The sequence below is a fragment of the Anoxybacillus sp. TBDG-1 genome, assembly GCF_054815885.1.
Map to the genome: position 1 here is coordinate 1 of NZ_JBTZSY010000040.1, position 19,805 is coordinate 19,805.

The following is a 19,805-nucleotide window of genomic DNA, read 5'->3' on the forward strand; positions in this document are numbered from 1 at the left end:
TGCCCTTCAATCTAGAGTACGATTTAGAAATAAAAACATTTGGTTTTCGAGTTAACGATGTTTTATCTACTTATGACTTCAGAGTGTGAAAGAGGAAATAACATGAAAAAAAGTTACATTGCTTTCTTTGCATTTCTTGTATGTCTTTTGTATATTAGTTGGTCTAAAGAAGGTTGGAAAGGCATTTTACTTCTTTTGTTAAAAGGTATTGTTATTTTTGTCGTTGTTTACGGTGTCGTATTTGTTATTGTATGTTCGATCATGAAGCTAGTTCGTTTTTTAAAAAGACGTTTGCAATAAATGATACGTTGCACAAAATATTTTTGAACGTTTCCGCCATCCTATACTGGATGGTTTTTTGTTATACTTGTTGCATCGATACATAGAAAGGACAACGAAGATGGAACGAGGACATTTGTTATTAATTGATGGAATGGCGTTATTGTTTCGGTCGTTTTATGCGACAGCACCACGTTGGATGATGAATAGCCGTGGGGTGCCGACGAATGCGGTATATGGGGTAGTGAAACAAATCGAAGCGGCGACAAATGTACTTCAACCAACGCATGTTGTTTGTTGTTGGGATATGGGAAGTACGACGTTTCGCACGGAATGGTTTCCAGACTATAAAGCGAATCGTGGGGAGCTGCCGTGTGAATTAGTTCCGCAATTTGATTTAGCGAAAGAAGTGGTAGCAATGCTCGGTGTTCCGAATATCGGCGTGCTCGGTGCCGAAGCGGACGATTGCATCGGCTCGCTTGTAAAGCAATATCGTGATGAGATGCGCATTTCGATTGTGACCGGAGACCGCGATTTGTTTCAGCTTCTTTCAGAGCGTGTCACTGTCTATTTGTTGGCAAAAGGCATCGGCAACTACGAGGTGTATACGCTCGAACGCTTTATTGAAGAAAAAGGGATTCAACCACAGCAGCTCGTCGATGTGAAAGCGCTTATGGGCGATGCAAGCGACAATTACCCAGGGGTGCGCGGCATCGGGAAAAAGCAAGCGTTTACACTCATTCAACAATACGGCACGATTGAAGGAATTTTGGCAAACGTAGCGAACTTAACAAACGCACAGCAACAAAAAATAACGGAACATCTCGATTTGCTTCATTTGTCGCGAAAACTTGCGGCCATCCATTGCGACATTCCGATTTCCTTACGATTGGAAGAAGCGAAATGGAATGGAGAGCGCAAGCGGTTTGCGGAAGTATTAGAAGCCATTCGGTAAGATGTAAGAGAACCAGCCCTACATAGAGGCTGGGTTTTATGTGTTATTGGTTTAAAAAATATTTTTCAATGTCCCTTCATCAAAAGGCGTACTTGATTTTTTATAGAACTATGGTATTTTGATATCATGGAAACCAACATTTTATGCCAAATTTTTTTCGATAAATACCAACATTGGAAGGTCAGCATGTAATGACTTTTGTGGAAATATATTTTTTGCACCTTAATATGCCAAGAAGTCTTGATATGGGGAGGTTAAGCATCAAATGACAGGAAAAAATGAGCGTTATCAGGAAATTTTAGCTGCTGCACGAAATGTTTTTGCGGAGAAAGGGTTCGATGATACAAAGGTGTCTGAAATAGCTCAAATGGCGGGTGTTGCAAAAGGTACTTTTTATATATACTTTCCTTCTAAATTAGATTTAGTTCTTGCCTTAGTTCGTGAGATGCAAGGGAAAATACTTTCAGAAGCTGAAAAAGTAATCAACTTAAAGGGTAACCACTTTGAAAAACTGATCGAAGTTATTAAAACAGCATTTAATGTCATGAAAAGTTACCATGATGTTTTTCCTATGTTCAATGCAGTTAGTGCATTTAAAACTGACCAGTGGAAAGTAGAAAAAGAAATTCGGAGACCCTACTATCATTTTTTAAAAAAACTAATCGAAAATGGTCAAAAATCAGGAGAATTCGACAGCCATTTGAATGCTGAAATGACCGCCATACTAATTGTTGGCATGGTCGAGCATGTAGCACACGAATGTTTTGTTTATCATTCAGACTGCTGTATAGATGACTATCTTCATACTATTGATTTATTGTTGAGAAAGTCGCTTTGTAGGACTATGATGTAACTTCAAGATGCATTTGTGAGCGATGATGGATTTTATTTTCATGGATCGTATGCTTGATTGTTATCAGAAAGTGGGATATAATACCAATATGACTGACCGTCAGTCGAGGACAAAGGAGGGAGGAAGGTATGGAAAGTTTCAAATCAGAAGGAAACGGAATCCCTATATTATTTATCTCTGGCTTATTTGCTGGGGATTGGATATGGGAAGATGTTATTTCATATTTTTCTAAAACTGAATACAATATTATTCGTCTACGAGATCCACTTGCGGCTTATGGTCATAAAATTAGTCATTTACGTGAAATGGTAATCAAATTTTTAGATGAGTTCATTAAATATAAAGCAATTGTTATAGGTAATTCCTTGGGTGGTCTGCTTGCTATGGATTTAGCTGCATCAATCCCGGAAAAAGTGGCTGCAATCGTTGTAAGTGGCGCACCAGGTATGGGGAGCGCTAATCTAGGGATTGGACCACCGAAAATAGGAAGCAAGGAAAGGTTGGAAGAGTGGTTTGTTGATTTAAAAGAGAAGTTATTCGTAAATCAACAATGTATCACTAATGACCAACTAGCTCTTGTGGCGGAGTTCTTTAGTGATAAGCGTAACTTTCTAAATATGATTCGATTGGCAAAGGAAGCAGATAACTATGACGCTAAGTTAATTTTGCCAAAAATAGAGCGTCCAATATTACTATTATGGGGAGATCAAGATAATGTTTCGCCACTTGAACTTTGGGAGGGTTCCATTTCTCTCAATTCGCAAATACAACTAAAAGTTATTGAAAATAGCGGTCATAGCCCTATGATGGAAAAACCTGAAGAATTTTGGAAATATGTAGAGAGTTTTATAAAGAGCGTGTTAACATATCATACGTAATTAATTCATGTTAACCCATGAAGACTGACGGTCAGTCATTTAACTTGTGATTAAAGTATTAAAGGGAGGGAGCATAGATGAAAATAATTAAAAATTTTTTCAAACAGAAAGAAACATTAGTAGGAATTGCCGCAGCGATTGCTTTTCAACTTATATTTGTTACTGTATGGTTAACTGCCTATGATGGTGTCTATGATCGAACAAATCAATTTTCAGTAGGGATTGTTAGTAATGATGATAAGCTGGGTGGGGAAATCATAAAGGAGGTGGAAGATAGAAATTTATTTCAATTAAAAGTGTTTGATGAATTAAATCAGGCACTCGAAGCTTTAGATAAGCGAAACGTCAATATGGTTATTCATCTCCCTAATAGAATAATAGAAAAGTTGACAGCCAATGAGAATATAACAATTGATTATTATATTAATCAGGCTACTCCAACTTTAACGAAACAAATGATGGAAAAAGCAGCGAATAAGATGAATGATGCCCTCAACGATCAATTTAGAGAAACAGTAAACACACAGATAACCAAAAGAATTCCACAGTTAGTCGCAGAAAAAGTTCCTAATGAAGAAATGAAAGTGATGGTTGAGGACATAGCCACTCAAGTTGTCGATTTGATGCAGGAAAATATGAAGATTGATCCTATAGTAGCAAATATAGTGAAGGCAAATGAAAAAGAAGGATTTGCTATTACGATGGTTCCGTTATTAGTTGTATTAGCCTCCTATATTAGTGCTATGCTTATTAGCCAATATTTGCAGCTCGCAAATGGCAAATTAATTAATGAGCATCGTCAATTTTCCCTTTTTATCGCTAGGCAGGTGATTAATGTTTTATTAGCGTTTGTGGTCTCGCTATTAAGCATCTTTTTAATGAATCTGTTTCATGTTGAATTGAATCATAACTTTTTTGTTTTATGGGGATTTCAGTCTATTCTTTTCTTTAGCTTCTTACTTTTATCTCAAGTTTTCGTTATGTTATTTGGAATACCAGGTATGATTTTTAACATTGCTTTAACAGCAATTCAAATTGCAAGTTCAGGAGCGATGGTTCCGCGTGAATTATTACCATCTTTTTATTATGAGCTTGGTAATCTACTTCCTGCAACTTATGGTGTAAGCAGTTATTTTAGCTTGATTTATGGCGGTGGAGACCTTGGTTCAGACTTGAAACATTTAAGTATACTCATTTTGGTATTGTTAGCAATGGCTGTTTCGATACAAATTATATTTTCTATGTCGGGGAGATTTAAAACCAAGAAAATGTGAGTGAGGTACCCGTGGTGCTAGATAAAATTGAGTAAGCATAAAAATAGTCCTTGCCTGCGGATCTCTTGTAGAATAAAAGTGTGCTGGAACATTCATTTGTGCTAATTCGATTTCGGAGTTCATCGATGTGAAAGCGCTCATGGGCGATGCAAGCGACAATTACCCAGGTGTGCGCGGCATCGGGGAAAAGCAAGCGTTTACACTCATTCAACAATACGGCACGATTGAAGGAATTTTGGCAAACGTAGCGAACTTAACAAACGCACAGCAACAAAAAATAACGGAACATCTCGATTTGCTTCATTTGTCGCGAAAACTTGCGGCCATCCATTGCGACATTCCGATTTCCTTACGATTGGAAGAAGCGAAATGGAATGGAGAGCGCAAGCGGTTTGCGGAAGTATTAGAAGCCATTCGGTAGGACGAAGTAGAGGAGAATATGTATGTTAGTGGAAGGGACAAAAAGTGGATTTTTTCATTGTCGCAGAAAAAGCCGGACGTTGAACAATAAAAAAGTGCTAACGAACGTAGACGAGTCTACCTTAAGGGCATTAGATCTAAAGTCTTTTCCTATCATTGCTGATTTTGAAATTTTAATAACGGCTAAGAGTAACAAAACATGGGGAAAACATATTTACTTTTATAGCGCAAAACGAAATGAAATTCTTACTACATTTCCATGGTGGGATTTTGCAGAGGAATTTTTGGGGATGTGGGATGAACATGATATTCCGATCGGCACAATTGATCGCCCTTTTTTTGACCTTGAACAAGGTTGGCATATTATTATTTTCGAAAAGCGTGACTATGTGTATGTTTTAGAAGGCGATGAGTTTTGTAGCGAGCATAATAAAATTCACACATGGTATCGAGTCCCGAAAGATGTGTATTATGAACAGTGGAAAAAGTTGTTGAATATGTTTTAACCAGCCCCATATAGAGGCTGGTTTTTATGTCCGCACTTGCCCATTTCCATACACGAGCGTTTTTGTTGTCGTGATGGCGCGCAAACCCATTGGGCCGCGGGCGTGCAGTTTTTGTGTGCTAATGCCGATTTCCGCGCCGTATCCGAACTGTTCGCCGTCGGTGAAGCGGGTGGAGGCGTTATGGTACAATACAGCGGCATCGACGCGCGCGAAAAATTGTTCCACGTGTTCCTTGCATTCAGAAATAATCGCTTCCGAATGTTTCGTACCGTAGCGTTCAATATGTTCAATCGCTTCATCGATCGTTTCAACGAGCTTCACCGCTAAAATGGGTGCTAAAAATTCGGTTGCCCAATCTTCTTCTTTTGCCTCACAAACGAACGGATATGTAGCCGCAAGTTGTTTGTCAGCACGCAATTCGACTCCTTTTTCATGCAACGTTTCAAGCAACGCACTTATATATGGCCATTGTTTATGAACAACCACCGTCTCGACCGCATTGCAGACGGATGGACGTTGCAGCTTAGCGTTTATGACAATGTCAATCGCCATTTCTTTTTCAGCAGAGTCGTCGATAAAAATATGGCAATTGCCGACACCTGTTTCTAACACAGGAATCGTTGCATTTTCGACGACGGATTGAATAAGACCAGCGCCGCCGCGTGGGATGAGAACGTCTACATATTCTTTCAAGCGAAACATATGTTGTGCCGTTTCACGGCTTGTATCTTCTAACAATTGAATGGCATCTGTCGGAATTTTCGACTGTTTTAATGCTTGTTGCATAACGGAAACAAGCGCTTTATTCGAGTGAATAGCGGAAGAACTGCCGCGCAACAAGACGGCATTTCCCGTTTTTAAGCAAAGGCTAGCTGCATCGACCGTCACATTCGGACGCGCTTCGTACACCATGCCGACAACGCCAAGCGGCACGCGAATTTGTTTTAATAGGAGCCCGTTTGGTCGCGTCCATCGGTCGATCGTTTCTCCAATCGGATCTGGCAAGTTGATGACTTGGCGAACCCCATCAGCGATTTGTTGAATGCGTTCTTCGGTAAGTTGCAGCCGGTCAAGTAAGGAAGGGGAGAGCCCGTTTTCTTTTCCGATCGCCATATCTTTTTCATTTTCTTGTAAAATGTACGGCATTTGCGCAATCAACGCTTCCGCGATCATCGAAAGCGCCTCGTTTTTTTCTTCCGTTGATAAAATCGCTAAACGTTTCGCGGCTTGTTTTAACATGTTCGCTTTTGTTAATAATTCGTTCATCTGTTTTCGCCCCTTTCATTTTTAGCGGACAGGCGTCCTTTTTAAGCAAACTAAATGATCGCGATGAATAACTTCTGGGCGGTGGTGGAAAGAATATTGTTTTGCGTGTTCACTTGCCATTCCTTTTACTTTTTGTAAGTCATCCGCAGCATAATATACTTGCCCTCTAGCAATCACATCGCCTTTTTGATTGACAACGTTGACGACATCGAGCGCTTGAAACGAACCGAACACATTTGTTACTCCAGCAGGCAACAAACTTTTTCCTTTATGCAAAAGGGCGCTTTCTGCTCCTTCATCAATTTCAATCGTTCCAGCCACCTTTGAGTGATAGGCAATCCATTGTTTCCGTGTTTGCATATGTCCGTGAAAAGGAGTGCCGATATACGTCCCGTCGCCTTTTCCTTCTAAAATATGTTTGAGCTTTTCTGTTCCTTTCCCGGTGCCGATAAAGACGCTGACGCCGAAAGAAAGCGCCTTTTGCGCTGCAAGCAGCTTCGATTTCATTCCGCCTGTTCCAACCGTTGACCCGCTTTCGCCTGCTTGTTCTATTAGTTCGTCGGTAATCTCAGAGAGAAAATGATATTTTTTCGCTTTCGGGTCGCTTGGGTGTTGGTCATATAGCCCGTTAATGTCCGTTAAAATGATGAGGGCATCCGCATGCAAAAATCCACTCACCAAAGCAGACAATAAATCGTTATCCCCAAACGTCAACTCTTCAACAGAAACGGAGTCGTTTTCGTTAATAATCGGAAGCACCCCGCGGTCAAGCAACGTAGAAATTGTCGCAAACAAATTGCGAAATCGCTCGCGGTCGTAAAAATCTGCGCGCGTTAACAACAATTGTCCGGTAACGATATGAAACGAACGAAAGGCGGAAATGTAGCTTTGCATCAGCATTCCTTGCCCGACAGCTGCGGCTGCTTGTTTTCCAGCGATTGTTTTTGGTCGCGAACGATACCCGAGCAACCCAAACCCGGCAGCGACTGCGCCAGAGGAAATGAGAATGACGTCATGTCCGAGTTGTTTCATATACGCAAGTGCTTCGACATGTTCGCGTAGTTTTTGTTCTGAAAGCGTTCCGTTTTTTTCAGTTAACGAGCTACTGCCAATTTTGACGACGATTCGCTTTTTTCTCACCATTTCACCCCTTTCCACAAAATAAAAAACGCTTTTTCGCCCTTACAGAAAAGGACGGAAAAGCGTTGTTTCCGCGGTACCACCTTTTTTGGCGCAATTGCGCCCACCTCTTACCCTGTAACGTAGGGAAACGGCTTATGTTTGCATAAGCGGCCGTATAGGGTAGGTTCAACCGACTTTCCGTGAGGAACCTTCCAGCCTATGGATTCCATTCTCTGGCACATTCCATCGGTTTACTCGTCCCGTACCTCGTTCCATATATACTTTTTTTCAGAATTATGAAACAAAAAAGCGAAGATGTCAATGGATTTTACGACTGTTTAGATAAAAGACGAAGTTTTCGCTCGTGTTGGAGTGTTTTGGAAGAAAGCAAATCGACAGTTTCTTGCGTGTCGGTTAGATCATCGCGTAGTTGATCAACTTTTTCATTTAGCTGTTCAAACTGTTCACACATTTCTTGTTTAACGGCATCGATTTTCGCTTCTAATTTGCTTTCTACACCACGAATTTCTATTCGAAGTTGCTGTCCCATCTCCTGCATTTCAGTTCGGAGTTGGTTGCCCATTTCCTGCATTTCAGCTCGAAGCTGCTGTCCCATCTCCTGCATTTCAGTACGGAGTTGGTTGCCCATTTCCTGCATTTCAGCTCGAAGTTGGTTGCCCATCTCCTGCATTTCAGTACGGAGTTGGTTGCCCATTTCTTGCATTTCAGCTCGAAGCTGCTGTCCCATTTCTTGCATTTCAGAGCGAAGTTGGTTACCCATTTCCTGCATTTCAGTACGGAGTTGATTGCTCATTTCCTTCATTTCGTGATGAATGTTGTCCGAGAATAGCTCGAGCGCTTTCACAATTTCTTTTACAATTGTTTCTTTCTCCACTTCGATTCACCTCCCCTCTACTTGCCATTATAAATGAATGATGGACAAGAAAGAAATATGTTTCTCATCATTTTTTAACATAAAAAAGTAAATGTATGAAACTTTTACCTACATTTATACGTTATAATGGAATAAAAGAGAAAGGAGTGGAAAACATGGGGTTAGTGTTACAGCATGTGACAAAACAGTTTGGTTCGTTTACAGCAGTAGATGATGTGACATTATGTATTCCAGAACAGCACATGTTCGGATTTCTCGGAGCGAACGGAGCGGGAAAGACGACGACGTTTCGAATGATTTTAGGATTGCTTGAACCAACGAAAGGGGAGATTACATGGAGCGGCGAGCGCATCACGTATAAGCATAGTCATCTCATTGGGTATTTGCCGGAAGAAAGGGGATTGTATCCAAAACTAAAAGTAAAAGAACAACTCATTTATTTAGGAAGATTACGAGGATTACATAAAGAAGAGATTGTAAAAGAAATGCGTTATTGGCTTGAGCGTTTTAAAATACCACAATATGAAAATCAAAAAGTAGAGCAACTATCAAAGGGAAATCAACAAAAGATTCAATTTATCGCTGCGGTGTTACACCGTCCACAATTACTTATTTTAGACGAACCGTTTAGCGGATTAGATCCGGTAAATGTAGAAATGTTAAAAGAGGCAGTAATTGACTTACAGCAACAAGGAACAACAATCGTCTTTTCAAGCCATCGGATGGAACATGTCGAGCAACTATGTGAACATATATGTATTATGCATAAAGGAAAACCGATTGTGCACGGATCAATGAAAGAGTTAAAGAGATCTTTCGGCAAGAAAAATGTGATCATTCACGGAGAGTTACCGTTTGAAACGTTAACAGAAGTTCCAGGCGTATTGAAAATGGAGAAAATGGTTGAAGGAGTTCGCTTACAAGTAGCAGATGAAAGTGTATCGCAACGTATCCTTGAACATATTTATGCAAAAGGATTTATTCGCACGTTTTCATTAGAGGAACCATCGCTGAATGACATTTTTATTGAGAAAGTAGGTGCAGCGTATGAACAATAAATTTTGGATTGTTTTTGCTCATACGTATATGACAAAATTAAAATCAAAGTCTTTTTTCATTTCAACGGTGATTACTACTATCATTATATTTGGTATTGGTCAATTAGACCGCATCATTGAAGCGTTTAGCGATAATGGTCAAAAAACGATCGGTGTGATTGATCAAACGAACGGATGGTACGAAGCACTGCAAGCACAAATGCAGTCAAATAAAGAAATAAAACTTGTTCGCCATGATGAAAACGAAGAACAAGCAAAAAAATATGTTCAAACAGAAAAGTGGTATGCGTATATTGTACTTCATGTACAAAGTGGACAGCCGAAAGTAGCATATTATGCGAAAAATATTGCAGATAGCGATGTCACTCATGAAATTGAGCAAGCACTACAACAAGTAAAAATTGCGATGATGGCGAAACAAATCGGATTAACATATGACCAAATCAATGCATTATATGCACCGATTGCGATAGAAAAAGTAGCGCTTGAAAAACACGCAAAGACAGAAGAACAATTAGAACAAGCTAGAGCGATCGTGTATGTTTTACTGTTTGCGATGTATATGTTCGTGTTAATGTACGGAAGTATGATTATGATGGAAGTGGCAACAGAAAAATCATCTCGCATTATGGAAATTTTAATTTCAAGCACTTCACCAATTCAACAATTATTCGGAAAAATTTCAGGAATTGCTTTGTTGAGTTTGACGCAGTTTGTTGTGATTTTCGCTGTCGGTTATACATCACTGCAAAATAGTGCTATGTTAAGTCAGTTACTCGGAATGGAAGAGTTACCAATTTCCTTAATCACATACGGAATTGTCTTTTTCTTGCTCGGTTACTTGTTATATGCCATGTTATTTGCTGTGCTTGGTTCGATTGTTAGCCGAGTAGAAGAAGTGCAACAAATGGCTGGTCCTGTAACAATGCTTGTAGTTGCGGCATTTATTATGGCGATGTTTGGTTTGAATGCACCGGAATCCCCGTTTATTACAGCGATGTCTTTTGTTCCGTTTTTTGCTCCAATGATTATGTTTTTACGAATCGGAATGTTACACGTTCCGACTTGGGAAATCGCCCTTAGTATTGTTTTACTTGTCGGGACAATTGCCTTTTTATTTGTGTTTGGTTCAAAAATATATCGTGGTGGCGTGCTTATGTATAATCAAGCATCTTCATGGAAAGATCTCAAGCGGGCATGGCAATTAACGAAAAAATAAAAAGCCGAGCGACATGCTCGGTTTTTTACATCGGCTTTGTCGGTGTCGGTTTAGCATAGCCTTCTTTATATGTTTCATCAATAAGTCGGCGAATGTCTTTCACAGACATACCTTTTTCATATTGCTCGATTGAAATGGCTGCGATTTCTAAACAAACTCCGCATTTTGTCGCATGGTCGTCCCAAATGACTGCACCATCGCTTTTATTTTCATATACAAAACAATCATAATTGTTTTCATGACCGACTGACTCACCGCACCCACAATAACAAGGAATGTTTTCTAGCAACTTTTGATGTTTGGCGGCCTGTTCGTATAAATGTGCCATAGATTCGTTATGTTTGGCTAAAAAAGACGGCAAACGATGAATGGAAGCCGTTTCTTCGCGTATATCGCTTGCTTGATGTTCTATGGCATGATCATTTTTTTCTTGTGCACATCCACTAAACAATAAACTGGCAGAAAGTATCGTGCTAAACATCAATCGTTTTTTCATTTCAACCATCCTTTTTCTAAAATGATAGAGGTTTCCGACTTTTTTCACTATTTCTTTTATCTTTTTACTATTATAATAAAAACAACAGTAAATGATAAGAAAAAAGGCGGGAAAAGGATGGAGTACATTGAAGTGAAAGGACAAACGGTAGAAGAGGCCATTGAAAATGGTCTAAAACAGCTTCAAACAACGCGCGAAGATGTAGAGATCGAAATCATTCAACAAGAGCGTAAAAAGTTATTTGGCATCGTTTCACAACCTGCCATTGTCCGACTAACGAAGAAGCAAAAAATAGAACAAGCTGTTCAACGGAACGAAGGAAAAGCATGGATTCAAAATGGGGAATTCCATTATGAATGTTTAGACGTAAGCCCAACGATTGTAATTGGCGAAGGTGTCATTTGTTTATATAATGGAGAAGTAATCGAAGGAACAATCACGTTACAAGAAGGAGACGACGTTCGCATTTATCCAAAAGAAGAAAGTATTGCCCAATCAGTTTGGAAAATTGACATAGATGCTAGAAAGTTAGAGGCAACATTGACGTTTGCACCTGGGATACGACGCCGATATGTACTCGAAGATCAGCAACCATCTAACAAATTACATATACAAGCGAAAATGGAGAATGAGCTCATTTATGATGTGTCATATGAACAAGTAATGGCGAAACTGCAAGAGTTAGGAATTGTTTATGGAGTGAGCGAAGAGGCGATTCGTGAAGCGTTGTATTCCGAGAAAAAAGTAACCGTTGTCATTGCCAAAGGAATTGAACCGACCGAAGGAAAAGACGGTTGGGTAGAAGTGAAAGTAGGGGAAGGAAGAAAAAAACCAAAGGTTCGTGAGGATGGAACGGTTGATTACCGTGAAATGGAAACAATCGCGACGGTCGGCGAGGGCGACTTAATCGCGATTGTTCATCCTCCGCAGCCCGGAAAGCCGGGATTAACGGTCACCAATGAAGTGATTCCTGTTCGTGAAGTGCATCCAGTCATGATTAAACTTGGTAAAGGCGTAACAATGGATGACAATCGCATTTTAGCAACGACAGGCGGAAGACCACAAATTGCGAAAAAAGGAAAAACGGTCGTTGTCTCCATTATTCCAAAGCTCGTTCATCAAGGTGATGTCGATTTATCGGTAGGAAACATTCATTTTAAAGGCGATGTTGAAATTACAGGTAACGTTCAAGATGAAATGGTCGTTGAAGCGCTCGGTAGTATTATGATTTTACAAAATGTCAATCGAGCCAAAATTCGTGCGCAACAATCCATTTTTATTCAACAAAACGTCATTGGCGGAACAGTTACATCAGGAGAAAATAAAATGATTGTTACGCAGCTCGTTGGTTTATTACAACAAATTCGCCATTCACTCGAGCGAATGATTGTTGCCATTCAACAACTAATGGTCATGTCAAAAATTGACGAAAAAAATATTTATCCACTTACAAAAAGATTGCTTGAAAGTAAGTTCCAAACGATGACGGAGGCGATGAAACAGTATAAAACGATGTGTGAACAAAAGCGTGAACAAATTGGTGAACAATGGTTCGATATCGGTTCGCAGCTGGAAGGTTGGTTGCTTGCGGATCGCCCAAACCATTTCCATTGCTTAGAGGGCATGGCAAACTTGCTTCGTGAACTCAATACATTTATTGGACAATATGATCGCGAAGAAAATGACGCGATTGAACTTTCGTATGCCTTAAATAGCGTTATTCATGGAAGTGGTGACGTGATTGTTACAGGGAAAGGTTGTTATAATTGCAATATTTACGCTGGGGGAACGTTGACTGTTCATGGAGTATTGCGCGGTGGGGAAGCGTATGCGCAAAAAGGGATGAAAATCAAAGAAGTCGGATCTTCGCTTGGCATTAAGACCGTACTAGCTGTGCCGAAAGGGGAGATGATTTATATTGAACATGCGTGGGAAGGAACAGTTGTGCAATTTGGTAAAAAAACGTATACATTTTATGAAGAAAAAAAATATGTTGAAATGAGATGGGACGATGAGCGGAATGAAATTGTATTTGGATAAAATGGCGCATTGCTAGCGAAAGCGGTGCGCCTTTTTATATATTTTTCGGATGATCATATAGTATAATGTAAATGTTCTTAATTTTCTTTCTTTTTAAAAGGAGGTTGGAAAATGAAAGCGGTTACGGACGGAGATATTTTATGGACACCGACGAAAGAACAAATCGAACAATCAAGCGTGAGAAAATACATGGATTGGCTACAAGCGAGAAAGGGGCTTGCGTTTGATTCGTATACGGCACTATGGAAATGGTCGGTCGGGAACCTTGAGCAATTTTGGGAAACGGTGTGGGAGTATTGTGATGTTCAGTCGTCTACACCGTATACATGTGTGTTAGAAGAGCGAAAAATGCCGCGGGCAAACTGGTTTTCGGGGGCGCGGTTAAATTATGCGGAACATATTTTTCGCCATACGCACGAAAAAACAGCGCTTTTATTTCATTCCGAACGCGTTTCGCTTCGTGAAATGACGTGGGAACAGTTAAAACAACAAACAGCGTCGGTCGTTTCGGCACTGAAAAAACTTGGCGTCAAACAAGGAGACCGCGTCGTTGCTTATATGCCGAATATTCCGGAAACCGTTGTTGCGTTTTTAGCGTGCGCGAGCATTGGTGCGATTTGGTCAAGCTGCTCACCTGATTTTGGTGCCAACAGCGTCATCGATCGCTTCCAACAAATTGAGCCGACGATTTTATTTGCGGTGGACGGTTGCCAATATAACGGGAAAACGTTTGATAAAGTGCCTGTTGTGAAAGAGTTGCAAGAAAAGCTTCCATCGTTAAAAAAGACGATTGTCGTTCCGTATTTATGTGACGATGTAAGCGCGTGGGACGATTCTGTTTTATTATGGACGGACATATTGCAAGAGGAAGGCGAGCTTGTGTATGAACAAGTGCCGTTTTCTCATCCACTTTGGATTTTATATTCTTCTGGGACGACCGGACTGCCAAAGCCAATCGTGCAAGGGCATGGCGGCATTTTATTAGAGCATTTAAAAATTTTATCGATTGAATACAATATTGGGCGGGATAGCACATTTTTCTGGTATACAACTACGGGATGGATGATGTGGAACTTTTTAATTGGCGGGTTATTAGTCGGGGCAACGGTTGTGTTGTATGACGGGAGCCCAACGTTTCCTGATGCCAACGTTTTATGGGAGCTTGCCGAAAAAGCGAAAATCACGCATTTTGGCACAAGTGCAGCGTTTATTAACGTCTGCATGAAACAAGACATTCCACCGAAAGAAGCCTACGATTTTTCACATTTGCAAGCGGTTCTTTCGACAGGGTCGCCGCTGACGACCGAAGGGTTTCTTTGGGTGTATGAACATGTAAAAGATGTTTGGCTCGTCTCATGTAGTGGTGGAACGGATGTATGTACCGCGTTTGTTGGTGGGTCTCCAATACTGCCGGTTCGTGCAGGGATGCTTCAATGCCGTTCGCTTGGGGCAAACGTACAGGCGTTTGATGAACATGGACATTCGCTGGTCAATGAAGTTGGCGAGTTAGTCATCACGGCACCGATGCCGTCGATGCCGCTCTTTTTCTGGAACGACGAAAACGACCGCCGCTATCTCGACAGCTATTTTGATACGTATCCAGGCGTATGGAAACATGGAGATTGGATTAAAATTGATGACGAAGGAAGCTGCGTCATTTACGGACGCTCCGATTCGACGATTAACCGCGCCGGCGTGCGTATGGGCACGAGCGAAATTTACCGCGCTGTGGAAACGGTCGATGGCATTCTCGACAGTTTAGTTATTGACTTAGAAGTGATGGGGCGGAAATCGTTTATGCCACTGTTTGTCGTTCTTCAGCGAGGGGTAGCGCTAGATGACACATTAAAACAACGAGTAAAAGAAGCCATTAAAGCGCACGTATCACCGCGCTTTATTCCTGACGCCATTTATCAAGTCGAACAAATTCCAAAAACGTTAAACGGTAAGAAAATGGAAATTCCTATTCGCAAGCTTTTACTAGGCTTCCCGCTTGAAAAAGCGGTGAACGTCGGCTCAATAGCAAACCCTGAATCGCTCTCTTTCTTCATCGAACTCGCAAGACAATGGGAACGTTCGAACGTATAAGCAAGGCTGTTGCCGTTTGGCAACAGCCTTAAACTTTTTTATTGTGAGAGGAAAATATTATCTGCGTGAATCAAAAAATGTCCAAATAGATGAACAGGAATTGCGTCTCCTTTAAAATGCGTACCGTGAAGCTGGTATGCTCCGTCTCTTAGCACGTGCACTTCCACATACTCATGAACGGGGGCAACAATCCAATATTCGGGCCCCCCTGCTTGTTCGTACCGTCTATATTTAATTTTAATTAAACGGTCTTTTTTTGCGGTAGATGGCGATAACATTTCTACAATGACATCAGGTGTCCCAATAATGCGTTCATCGCCAATTTTGTTCGGATCGCAGACGATGACAATGTCAGGTTGAACCCATTCGTCATTAGAAAAACAAACATCGATCGGGGCAACGAATACACGGCATGTTTTTCCTCGGAAGTGCGTGACAAATTCCGAGCTAGGTAGCGTGACGACTTGTTGGTGTTTCGGAGTAGGAGAAGGTGTCATGTTGTAAAGCTTCCCATCGATTATTTCGTAACGATCGCAGTCGCTAAGCTGTACATACTCTGCGTACGTAAACGGTTTTCGCTCTTGCGGAAAGACCATAGCGTCATTCTCCTTTTCCGAACATTGTTGTTATCATTATAGCAAATATATTTCTGTTAGGAAAAAACTTTCTCATTGACTTTTACGTAAACGTAAACTAAAATAAAATTCAGAAAATTAAAAAATAAAGGTGGAAGCGATGAACTATTATACGATCTCCCAATTGGCTGAGAAGTTTGATATTAGCACACGAACGATTCGCTATTATGAGGAACGTGGGCTCATTTCACCCATTCGCACCGAGTCGGGACAACGGCTATATACGAAAAAAGATCGAGCGGTGTTAAAGCTCATTTTACGCGGCAAACGATTCGGTTTTTCGTTAGAAGAAATTCATGAAATGATTAGTTTGTTTGACAACGATCGTACCGGTCGAAAACAACTTGAAAAAACAATTACATACGGCGAGCAAAAGCTAAAGGAGGTGACGGAGCGAATTGAGGACTTAATGCGGCTAAAACAAGAAATGGAGTCGATTTTGGAGGATTTTCGTGAACGATTACAAAAATTGGAGGGGACCGAATGAACATTTCTGAGTTGTTAGCGCGCAATGCGCGAAAGTTTCCGAACAAAGTGGCACTAATTGATGGAGATATGTCGCTTTCTTATCAAGAAGTAGACGATACGGTCAATCGGCTCGCTTCTTCACTTGCTTCGCTCGGCATCAAACGCGGGGATAAAGTTGTACTGTATATGCCAAATACGAAAGAATTTGTATATGCGTATTTTGCCGTCTTGCGTCTTGGTGCGATCATCGTACCAGTCAATGCGCGGTTAACTGCTCAAGAAGTGCAATATATAATCGAACATAGCGAGGCAAAAGCTGTTATCGCGCACGATTGGATTTATCGTGAACTCGCCTCGCTTGTGGATGACGTCAATGTGATTTGGATCAAAACAAGCGACGCAACAGACGGTTGGTGCTCGTTGTCTCAGCTTGTTGCAAACGGAGCTAATGATCCAATCGTTTGCCGGCTGAGAGAAGATGACGAAGCGACGATTTTATACACGTCAGGAACGACAGGTCGCCCGAAAGGTGTCTTGTTCACATACCGAAATATTTTATCAGTTGCCATTATGATGGCGCTTGAAACGAAAATGGATAAGCATAGCCGCTTGTTGCACATAATGCCGCTTAGCCATTCCGCGCCGCTTCATTTATTTTTTGTCGGCGGCATGTACGTCGGGGCCACCCATGTGTTATCACCAACGTTTTCCCCAGAAGCATTGTTACAACTAATCACACAACACGAAATTACCCACTTTTTTGGAGCACCAGTTGCTTATTTACTCACCGCAAAACATCCACGTATTCACGAATACGATTTATCATCCGTCCAATATTGGACGTATGGCGGTGCACCGTTATCGGCAAATGAAGTGCAATTTGTCGCTAAACAGTTTCGTACGAATCGACTGATGTGTTTGTATGGATTAACGGAAGCTGGACCGAACGGAACGTATTTATCACCGGAAGAACATGCGAAAAAGAAAGGGAGCGTTGGTAAAGATGCCGCCCTTCATTGCGAAGTAAAAATTGTCGACGAACACGGCAAAGAAGTTCCGCCAGGCGAGGTTGGTGAAATCGTCTTAGCTGGAGAAGGAACAATGAAAGGCTATTATAAGGACGAAGAAAAAACAGCGGAAACGATCAAAAACGGCTGGCTATATACAGGCGATTTAGCACGCCGTGACGAAGACGGATACATTTGGATCGTTGATCGGAAAAAAGATATGATTATTTCTGGCGGGGTGAACGTTTACCCAAAAGAGGTGGAAGATGAACTGCGATTGCATCCAGCGATTGTGGATGTTGCGGTTATTGGTGTGCCTCATCCAGAATGGGGGGAAACGGTGAAAGCGTTTGTTGTCACGACAGAGCCGATCGAGCAGCTTGCGGAAGAATGTAAACGTTTTTTATCTGGTAAACTTGCGGAATATAAAATTCCAAAACTATACGAAGTCATTCCTGAACTCCCGCGCAATGCGACAGGAAAAATATTAAAACAAGTATTGAGAGGGATGCATAATGAAACAGCTACGAGAAGTTGATGCGAACTTATTCGCCAATTTGAAAAAATATTTAGATCCAGAGTTTTATGCGTATGTGGAAGAAGAATTAGAGAAGTTTTGGCAGCTTTGCATGACCGATATCGATCGGCGCGCGGTGCATACAGACCGCGAAGGACAGCCGCGTCTTATCAAATATGACCGTTTTGGCAACGATATTTCTGAAATATGGGTAAACGAAGGATACAAACAAACAGTAAAAGAAACGTACGAAACGGGGATTGTCGGATATGTCCATAAGCCGATTCCTGAGCTTAGCCGTGTTGGCAACTACATTTACTCTTATGCCCAAGGCTATGTGTTATCGCAAGTCGAGCCGGGGTTTTATTGCCCGGTGACGTTAACGATGGCGACTGCGTACGTACTAGAACATTTTGCGGACGAACAAATCAAAGCGAAATATTTGCCGCACGTCATTTCTACTGGCGAAGTCGAGCTGTATGAAGGGGCGACGTTTTTAACAGAGCGGCAAGGCGGTTCAGACGTTGGTGCCAATGAAGTGCGCGCTGTTTTGTGCGGGGATCATTATAACATTTACGGAGAAAAATATTTTGCGAGCAATGCTGGCATGTGCGGTGTTGCGTTAGTGCTTGCCCGTATCGACGGAAGCGAACTAGGGACAAAAGGGCTTAGTTTATTTTTAGTACCGTGGCGCAACGACGATGGTACATTAAACCGCATTCACATTCGGCGTTTAAAAGATAAACTTGGTGTTCGCGCTGTGCCGTCAGCGGAAGTCGTATTTGAAGGAGCAAAAGCCTATTTAATTGGCGATGCAAAAAAAGGGTTTTATTATATGATGGAAGCGCTTAATTTATCGCGCGTCTGCAACGCTGTCGCTTCGATTGGCATTATGAAGCGGGCGCTAGAAGAGGCGAAGCAATATGCGGTTAATCGTCAAGCGTTTGGGCATACACTTACATCGTATCCGATGGTAAAAGAAACATTAGCAAACTTAACGGCGCGTCAAGAAGTGCAAACGAGCGCTTGTTTTGAGTTAATTTCCTTTTTTGACCGTGTGATGCGCACGCCGGATCAAGCATCTGAACAAGAGAAAGCGTGGAATCGCTTGTTAATTGCGCTTTTAAAAATGCGCACAGCGGAAGAAGCGATTGCGTTTGCTCATGAGGCAATTGAAATGCACGGCGGAAACGGCTACATCGAAGATTTCGTTACGCCGCGCCTGCTTCGCGATGCCCAAGTATTGACCGTCTGGGAAGGAACAGCAAATATTTTAGGGCTTGAAGTGCTGCGCCTCATCCGTAAATATCGCGTCCATGAAACGTTTATTCAAACAATAAATGAACAACTCGCTGCGCTCCCTGCGGGAATACGCGCATTTGCTGCGCCGGTCGAAAGCGGGTTGCATGAACTCATACAGTCTCTAAAACAACTGCACGGACAGCCAGAAAACGTACAAACGTATCACGCCAAAAAAATTGCTAACCGCCTTTGCGACTTGTATTTAAGTGTCGTCGCGTTAAAAGAAGCAAAAGAAAGCAAACGAAACGAACTCATCGCCCGCCTCTTTTTACAACATATTTGGGGAAGCGATTTATTCGATCAAGAGATGCTAGCTGTCCATTATTTTGATGTAATCATGAGTGAAACGAAAGAAGTGGGAGTATAATAAGCCGGCAATAAGCCGGCTCATTGATTTTTTAATATGTTTTGAATGTTAGGAGACAAGTATAAACCCGTGGTGCTAGATAAAATCGAGTAAGCAAAAAAAAAATAGCCCTTGCCTGTGGATCTCCTGTAGAATGAAAGTGCGATCCAACATTCGAAAG

18 protein-coding genes and 1 pseudogene are annotated in these 19,805 nt (G+C 41.4%); 14 read left to right on the forward strand and 5 right to left on the reverse strand.

Translation table 11 applies throughout. The features are described from left to right. Window positions 1–102: 102 nt before the first annotated feature. The 7 genes and pseudogenes from ACYQY7_RS11190 (at window position 103) to ACYQY7_RS11220 (ending at window position 5,165) form a co-directional block, all read left to right on the forward strand. The gene (locus ACYQY7_RS11190; protein WP_461202088.1) at window positions 103–300 is read left to right on the forward strand and encodes a hypothetical protein; all 198 of its coding nucleotides are present in this window, start codon (window positions 103–105) and stop codon (window positions 298–300) included. A 100-nt stretch (window positions 301–400) separates the two neighbouring features. Then, window positions 401–1,234, forward strand: coding sequence for a 5'-3' exonuclease (locus tag ACYQY7_RS11195; RefSeq protein WP_461202089.1), 834 nt, complete (start codon window positions 401–403; stop codon window positions 1,232–1,234). Between the two features lie 265 nt (window positions 1,235–1,499). After that, a complete protein-coding gene (locus ACYQY7_RS11200; RefSeq protein ID WP_461202090.1) occupies window positions 1,500–2,087 on the forward strand; it encodes a TetR/AcrR family transcriptional regulator in 588 nt (195 codons plus the stop codon). A 128-nt stretch (window positions 2,088–2,215) separates the two neighbouring features. Next, window positions 2,216–2,965 (forward strand): alpha/beta fold hydrolase, encoded by a 750-nt coding sequence (locus tag ACYQY7_RS11205; RefSeq protein WP_461202091.1) that lies wholly within the window; start codon window positions 2,216–2,218, stop codon window positions 2,963–2,965. A gap of 77 nt (window positions 2,966–3,042) precedes the next feature. Next, window positions 3,043–4,239 (forward strand): YhgE/Pip domain-containing protein, encoded by a 1,197-nt coding sequence (locus ACYQY7_RS11210; protein WP_461202092.1) that lies wholly within the window; start codon window positions 3,043–3,045, stop codon window positions 4,237–4,239. Between the two features lie 115 nt (window positions 4,240–4,354). Next, window positions 4,355–4,660 (forward strand): annotated as a pseudogene (locus ACYQY7_RS11215) (5'-3' exonuclease H3TH domain-containing protein); the annotation flags it as partial. Window positions 4,661–4,682: 22 nt separating this feature from the next. Continuing rightward, window positions 4,683–5,165 (forward strand): hypothetical protein, encoded by a 483-nt coding sequence (locus ACYQY7_RS11220; protein ID WP_461202093.1) that lies wholly within the window; start codon window positions 4,683–4,685, stop codon window positions 5,163–5,165. A gap of 24 nt (window positions 5,166–5,189) precedes the next feature. Here the strand turns inward: ACYQY7_RS11220 and ACYQY7_RS11225 are convergent, their stop codons facing one another. The 3 genes from ACYQY7_RS11225 to ACYQY7_RS11235 all read right to left on the reverse strand — a co-directional run bounded on the left by ACYQY7_RS11225 (window position 5,190) and on the right by ACYQY7_RS11235 (window position 8,448). Further along, window positions 5,190–6,431, reverse strand: coding sequence for a glutamate-5-semialdehyde dehydrogenase (locus tag ACYQY7_RS11225; protein ID WP_461202095.1), 1,242 nt, complete (start codon window positions 6,429–6,431; stop codon window positions 5,190–5,192). A gap of 21 nt (window positions 6,432–6,452) precedes the next feature. Continuing rightward, a complete protein-coding gene (proB, locus tag ACYQY7_RS11230) occupies window positions 6,453–7,574 on the reverse strand; it encodes a glutamate 5-kinase (protein ID WP_461202097.1) in 1,122 nt (373 codons plus the stop codon). 307 nt (window positions 7,575–7,881) lie between these two features. Next, window positions 7,882–8,448, reverse strand: coding sequence for a DUF1640 domain-containing protein (locus ACYQY7_RS11235; protein WP_461202099.1), 567 nt, complete (start codon window positions 8,446–8,448; stop codon window positions 7,882–7,884). Window positions 8,449–8,603: 155 nt separating this feature from the next. Between ACYQY7_RS11235 and ACYQY7_RS11240 the strand changes: the two genes are divergently transcribed. Next, the gene (locus ACYQY7_RS11240) at window positions 8,604–9,506 is read left to right on the forward strand and encodes an ABC transporter ATP-binding protein (RefSeq protein ID WP_461202100.1); all 903 of its coding nucleotides are present in this window, start codon (window positions 8,604–8,606) and stop codon (window positions 9,504–9,506) included. After that, on the forward strand, window positions 9,496–10,725 hold the full coding sequence (locus ACYQY7_RS11245) for an ABC transporter permease (RefSeq protein WP_461202103.1): 1,230 nt from the start codon (window positions 9,496–9,498) through the stop codon (window positions 10,723–10,725). The genes ACYQY7_RS11240 and ACYQY7_RS11245 overlap by 11 nt, the downstream gene beginning before the upstream one ends. Window positions 10,726–10,750: 25 nt before the next feature. Here ACYQY7_RS11245 and ACYQY7_RS11250 read toward each other — a convergent pair whose 3' ends face one another. Continuing rightward, complete coding sequence (locus ACYQY7_RS11250; RefSeq protein ID WP_461202104.1) at window positions 10,751–11,221, reverse strand: PCYCGC motif-containing (lipo)protein; 471 nt, start codon at window positions 11,219–11,221, stop codon at window positions 10,751–10,753. A gap of 117 nt (window positions 11,222–11,338) precedes the next feature. Here ACYQY7_RS11250 and ACYQY7_RS11255 point away from each other — a divergent pair, with 117 nt between their 5' ends. Both ACYQY7_RS11255 and ACYQY7_RS11260 read left to right on the forward strand, forming a co-directional pair. Further along, entirely contained in the window at window positions 11,339–13,261 is a 1,923-nt protein-coding gene (locus ACYQY7_RS11255) for a flagellar assembly protein A (protein ID WP_461202106.1), read from the forward strand. Window positions 13,262–13,372: 111 nt separating this feature from the next. Further along, window positions 13,373–15,349 (forward strand): acetoacetate--CoA ligase, encoded by a 1,977-nt coding sequence (locus ACYQY7_RS11260; protein ID WP_461202108.1) that lies wholly within the window; start codon window positions 13,373–13,375, stop codon window positions 15,347–15,349. Window positions 15,350–15,387: 38 nt separating this feature from the next. Here ACYQY7_RS11260 and ACYQY7_RS11265 read toward each other — a convergent pair whose 3' ends face one another. Beyond that, window positions 15,388–15,945: a Uma2 family endonuclease gene (locus ACYQY7_RS11265; RefSeq protein ID WP_461202110.1), complete on the reverse strand. Its 558-nt coding sequence runs from the start codon at window positions 15,943–15,945 to the stop codon at window positions 15,388–15,390. A 139-nt stretch (window positions 15,946–16,084) separates the two neighbouring features. On the opposite strand from ACYQY7_RS11265, the gene ACYQY7_RS11270 reads away from it, so the two are divergent. From ACYQY7_RS11270 to ACYQY7_RS11280, 3 genes are read left to right on the forward strand one after another with little or no spacing between them, the layout of a single operon-like run. Next, entirely contained in the window at window positions 16,085–16,471 is a 387-nt protein-coding gene (locus tag ACYQY7_RS11270; RefSeq protein ID WP_461202112.1) for a MerR family transcriptional regulator, read from the forward strand. Further along, window positions 16,468–17,997 (forward strand): class I adenylate-forming enzyme family protein, encoded by a 1,530-nt coding sequence (locus ACYQY7_RS11275; RefSeq protein ID WP_461202114.1) that lies wholly within the window; start codon window positions 16,468–16,470, stop codon window positions 17,995–17,997. Before ACYQY7_RS11270 ends, ACYQY7_RS11275 begins: the two co-directional genes overlap by 4 nt. Beyond that, window positions 17,975–19,645: an acyl-CoA dehydrogenase family protein gene (locus ACYQY7_RS11280; protein WP_461202116.1), complete on the forward strand. Its 1,671-nt coding sequence runs from the start codon at window positions 17,975–17,977 to the stop codon at window positions 19,643–19,645. The genes ACYQY7_RS11275 and ACYQY7_RS11280 overlap by 23 nt, the downstream gene beginning before the upstream one ends. The last annotated feature ends 160 nt before the right edge of the window (window positions 19,646–19,805 follow it).

Excerpts from the sequence above, each read along its gene's own strand:
- ACYQY7_RS11190 (WP_461202088.1), top strand. The coding sequence starts at position 103 with ATGAAAAAAAGTTACATTGCTTTCTTTGCATTTCTTGTATGTCTTTTG.
- ACYQY7_RS11195 (WP_461202089.1), top strand. The coding sequence starts at position 401 with ATGGAACGAGGACATTTGTTATTAATTGATGGAATGGCGTTATTGTTT.
- ACYQY7_RS11200 (WP_461202090.1), top strand. The coding sequence starts at position 1,500 with ATGACAGGAAAAAATGAGCGTTATCAGGAAATTTTAGCTGCTGCACGA.
- ACYQY7_RS11205 (WP_461202091.1), top strand. The coding sequence starts at position 2,216 with ATGGAAAGTTTCAAATCAGAAGGAAACGGAATCCCTATATTATTTATC.
- ACYQY7_RS11210 (WP_461202092.1), top strand. The coding sequence starts at position 3,043 with ATGAAAATAATTAAAAATTTTTTCAAACAGAAAGAAACATTAGTAGGA.
- ACYQY7_RS11220 (WP_461202093.1), top strand. The coding sequence starts at position 4,683 with ATGTTAGTGGAAGGGACAAAAAGTGGATTTTTTCATTGTCGCAGAAAA.
- ACYQY7_RS11225 (WP_461202095.1), bottom strand. The coding sequence starts at position 6,431 with ATGAACGAATTATTAACAAAAGCGAACATGTTAAAACAAGCCGCGAAA.
- proB (WP_461202097.1), bottom strand. The coding sequence starts at position 7,574 with ATGGTGAGAAAAAAGCGAATCGTCGTCAAAATTGGCAGTAGCTCGTTA.
- ACYQY7_RS11240 (WP_461202100.1), top strand. The coding sequence starts at position 8,604 with ATGGGGTTAGTGTTACAGCATGTGACAAAACAGTTTGGTTCGTTTACA.
- ACYQY7_RS11245 (WP_461202103.1), top strand. The coding sequence starts at position 9,496 with ATGAACAATAAATTTTGGATTGTTTTTGCTCATACGTATATGACAAAA.
- ACYQY7_RS11250 (WP_461202104.1), bottom strand. The coding sequence starts at position 11,221 with ATGAAAAAACGATTGATGTTTAGCACGATACTTTCTGCCAGTTTATTG.
- ACYQY7_RS11255 (WP_461202106.1), top strand. The coding sequence starts at position 11,339 with ATGGAGTACATTGAAGTGAAAGGACAAACGGTAGAAGAGGCCATTGAA.
- ACYQY7_RS11260 (WP_461202108.1), top strand. The coding sequence starts at position 13,373 with ATGAAAGCGGTTACGGACGGAGATATTTTATGGACACCGACGAAAGAA.
- ACYQY7_RS11265 (WP_461202110.1), bottom strand. The coding sequence starts at position 15,945 with ATGGTCTTTCCGCAAGAGCGAAAACCGTTTACGTACGCAGAGTATGTA.
- ACYQY7_RS11270 (WP_461202112.1), top strand. The coding sequence starts at position 16,085 with ATGAACTATTATACGATCTCCCAATTGGCTGAGAAGTTTGATATTAGC.
- ACYQY7_RS11275 (WP_461202114.1), top strand. The coding sequence starts at position 16,468 with ATGAACATTTCTGAGTTGTTAGCGCGCAATGCGCGAAAGTTTCCGAAC.
- ACYQY7_RS11280 (WP_461202116.1), top strand. The coding sequence starts at position 17,975 with ATGAAACAGCTACGAGAAGTTGATGCGAACTTATTCGCCAATTTGAAA.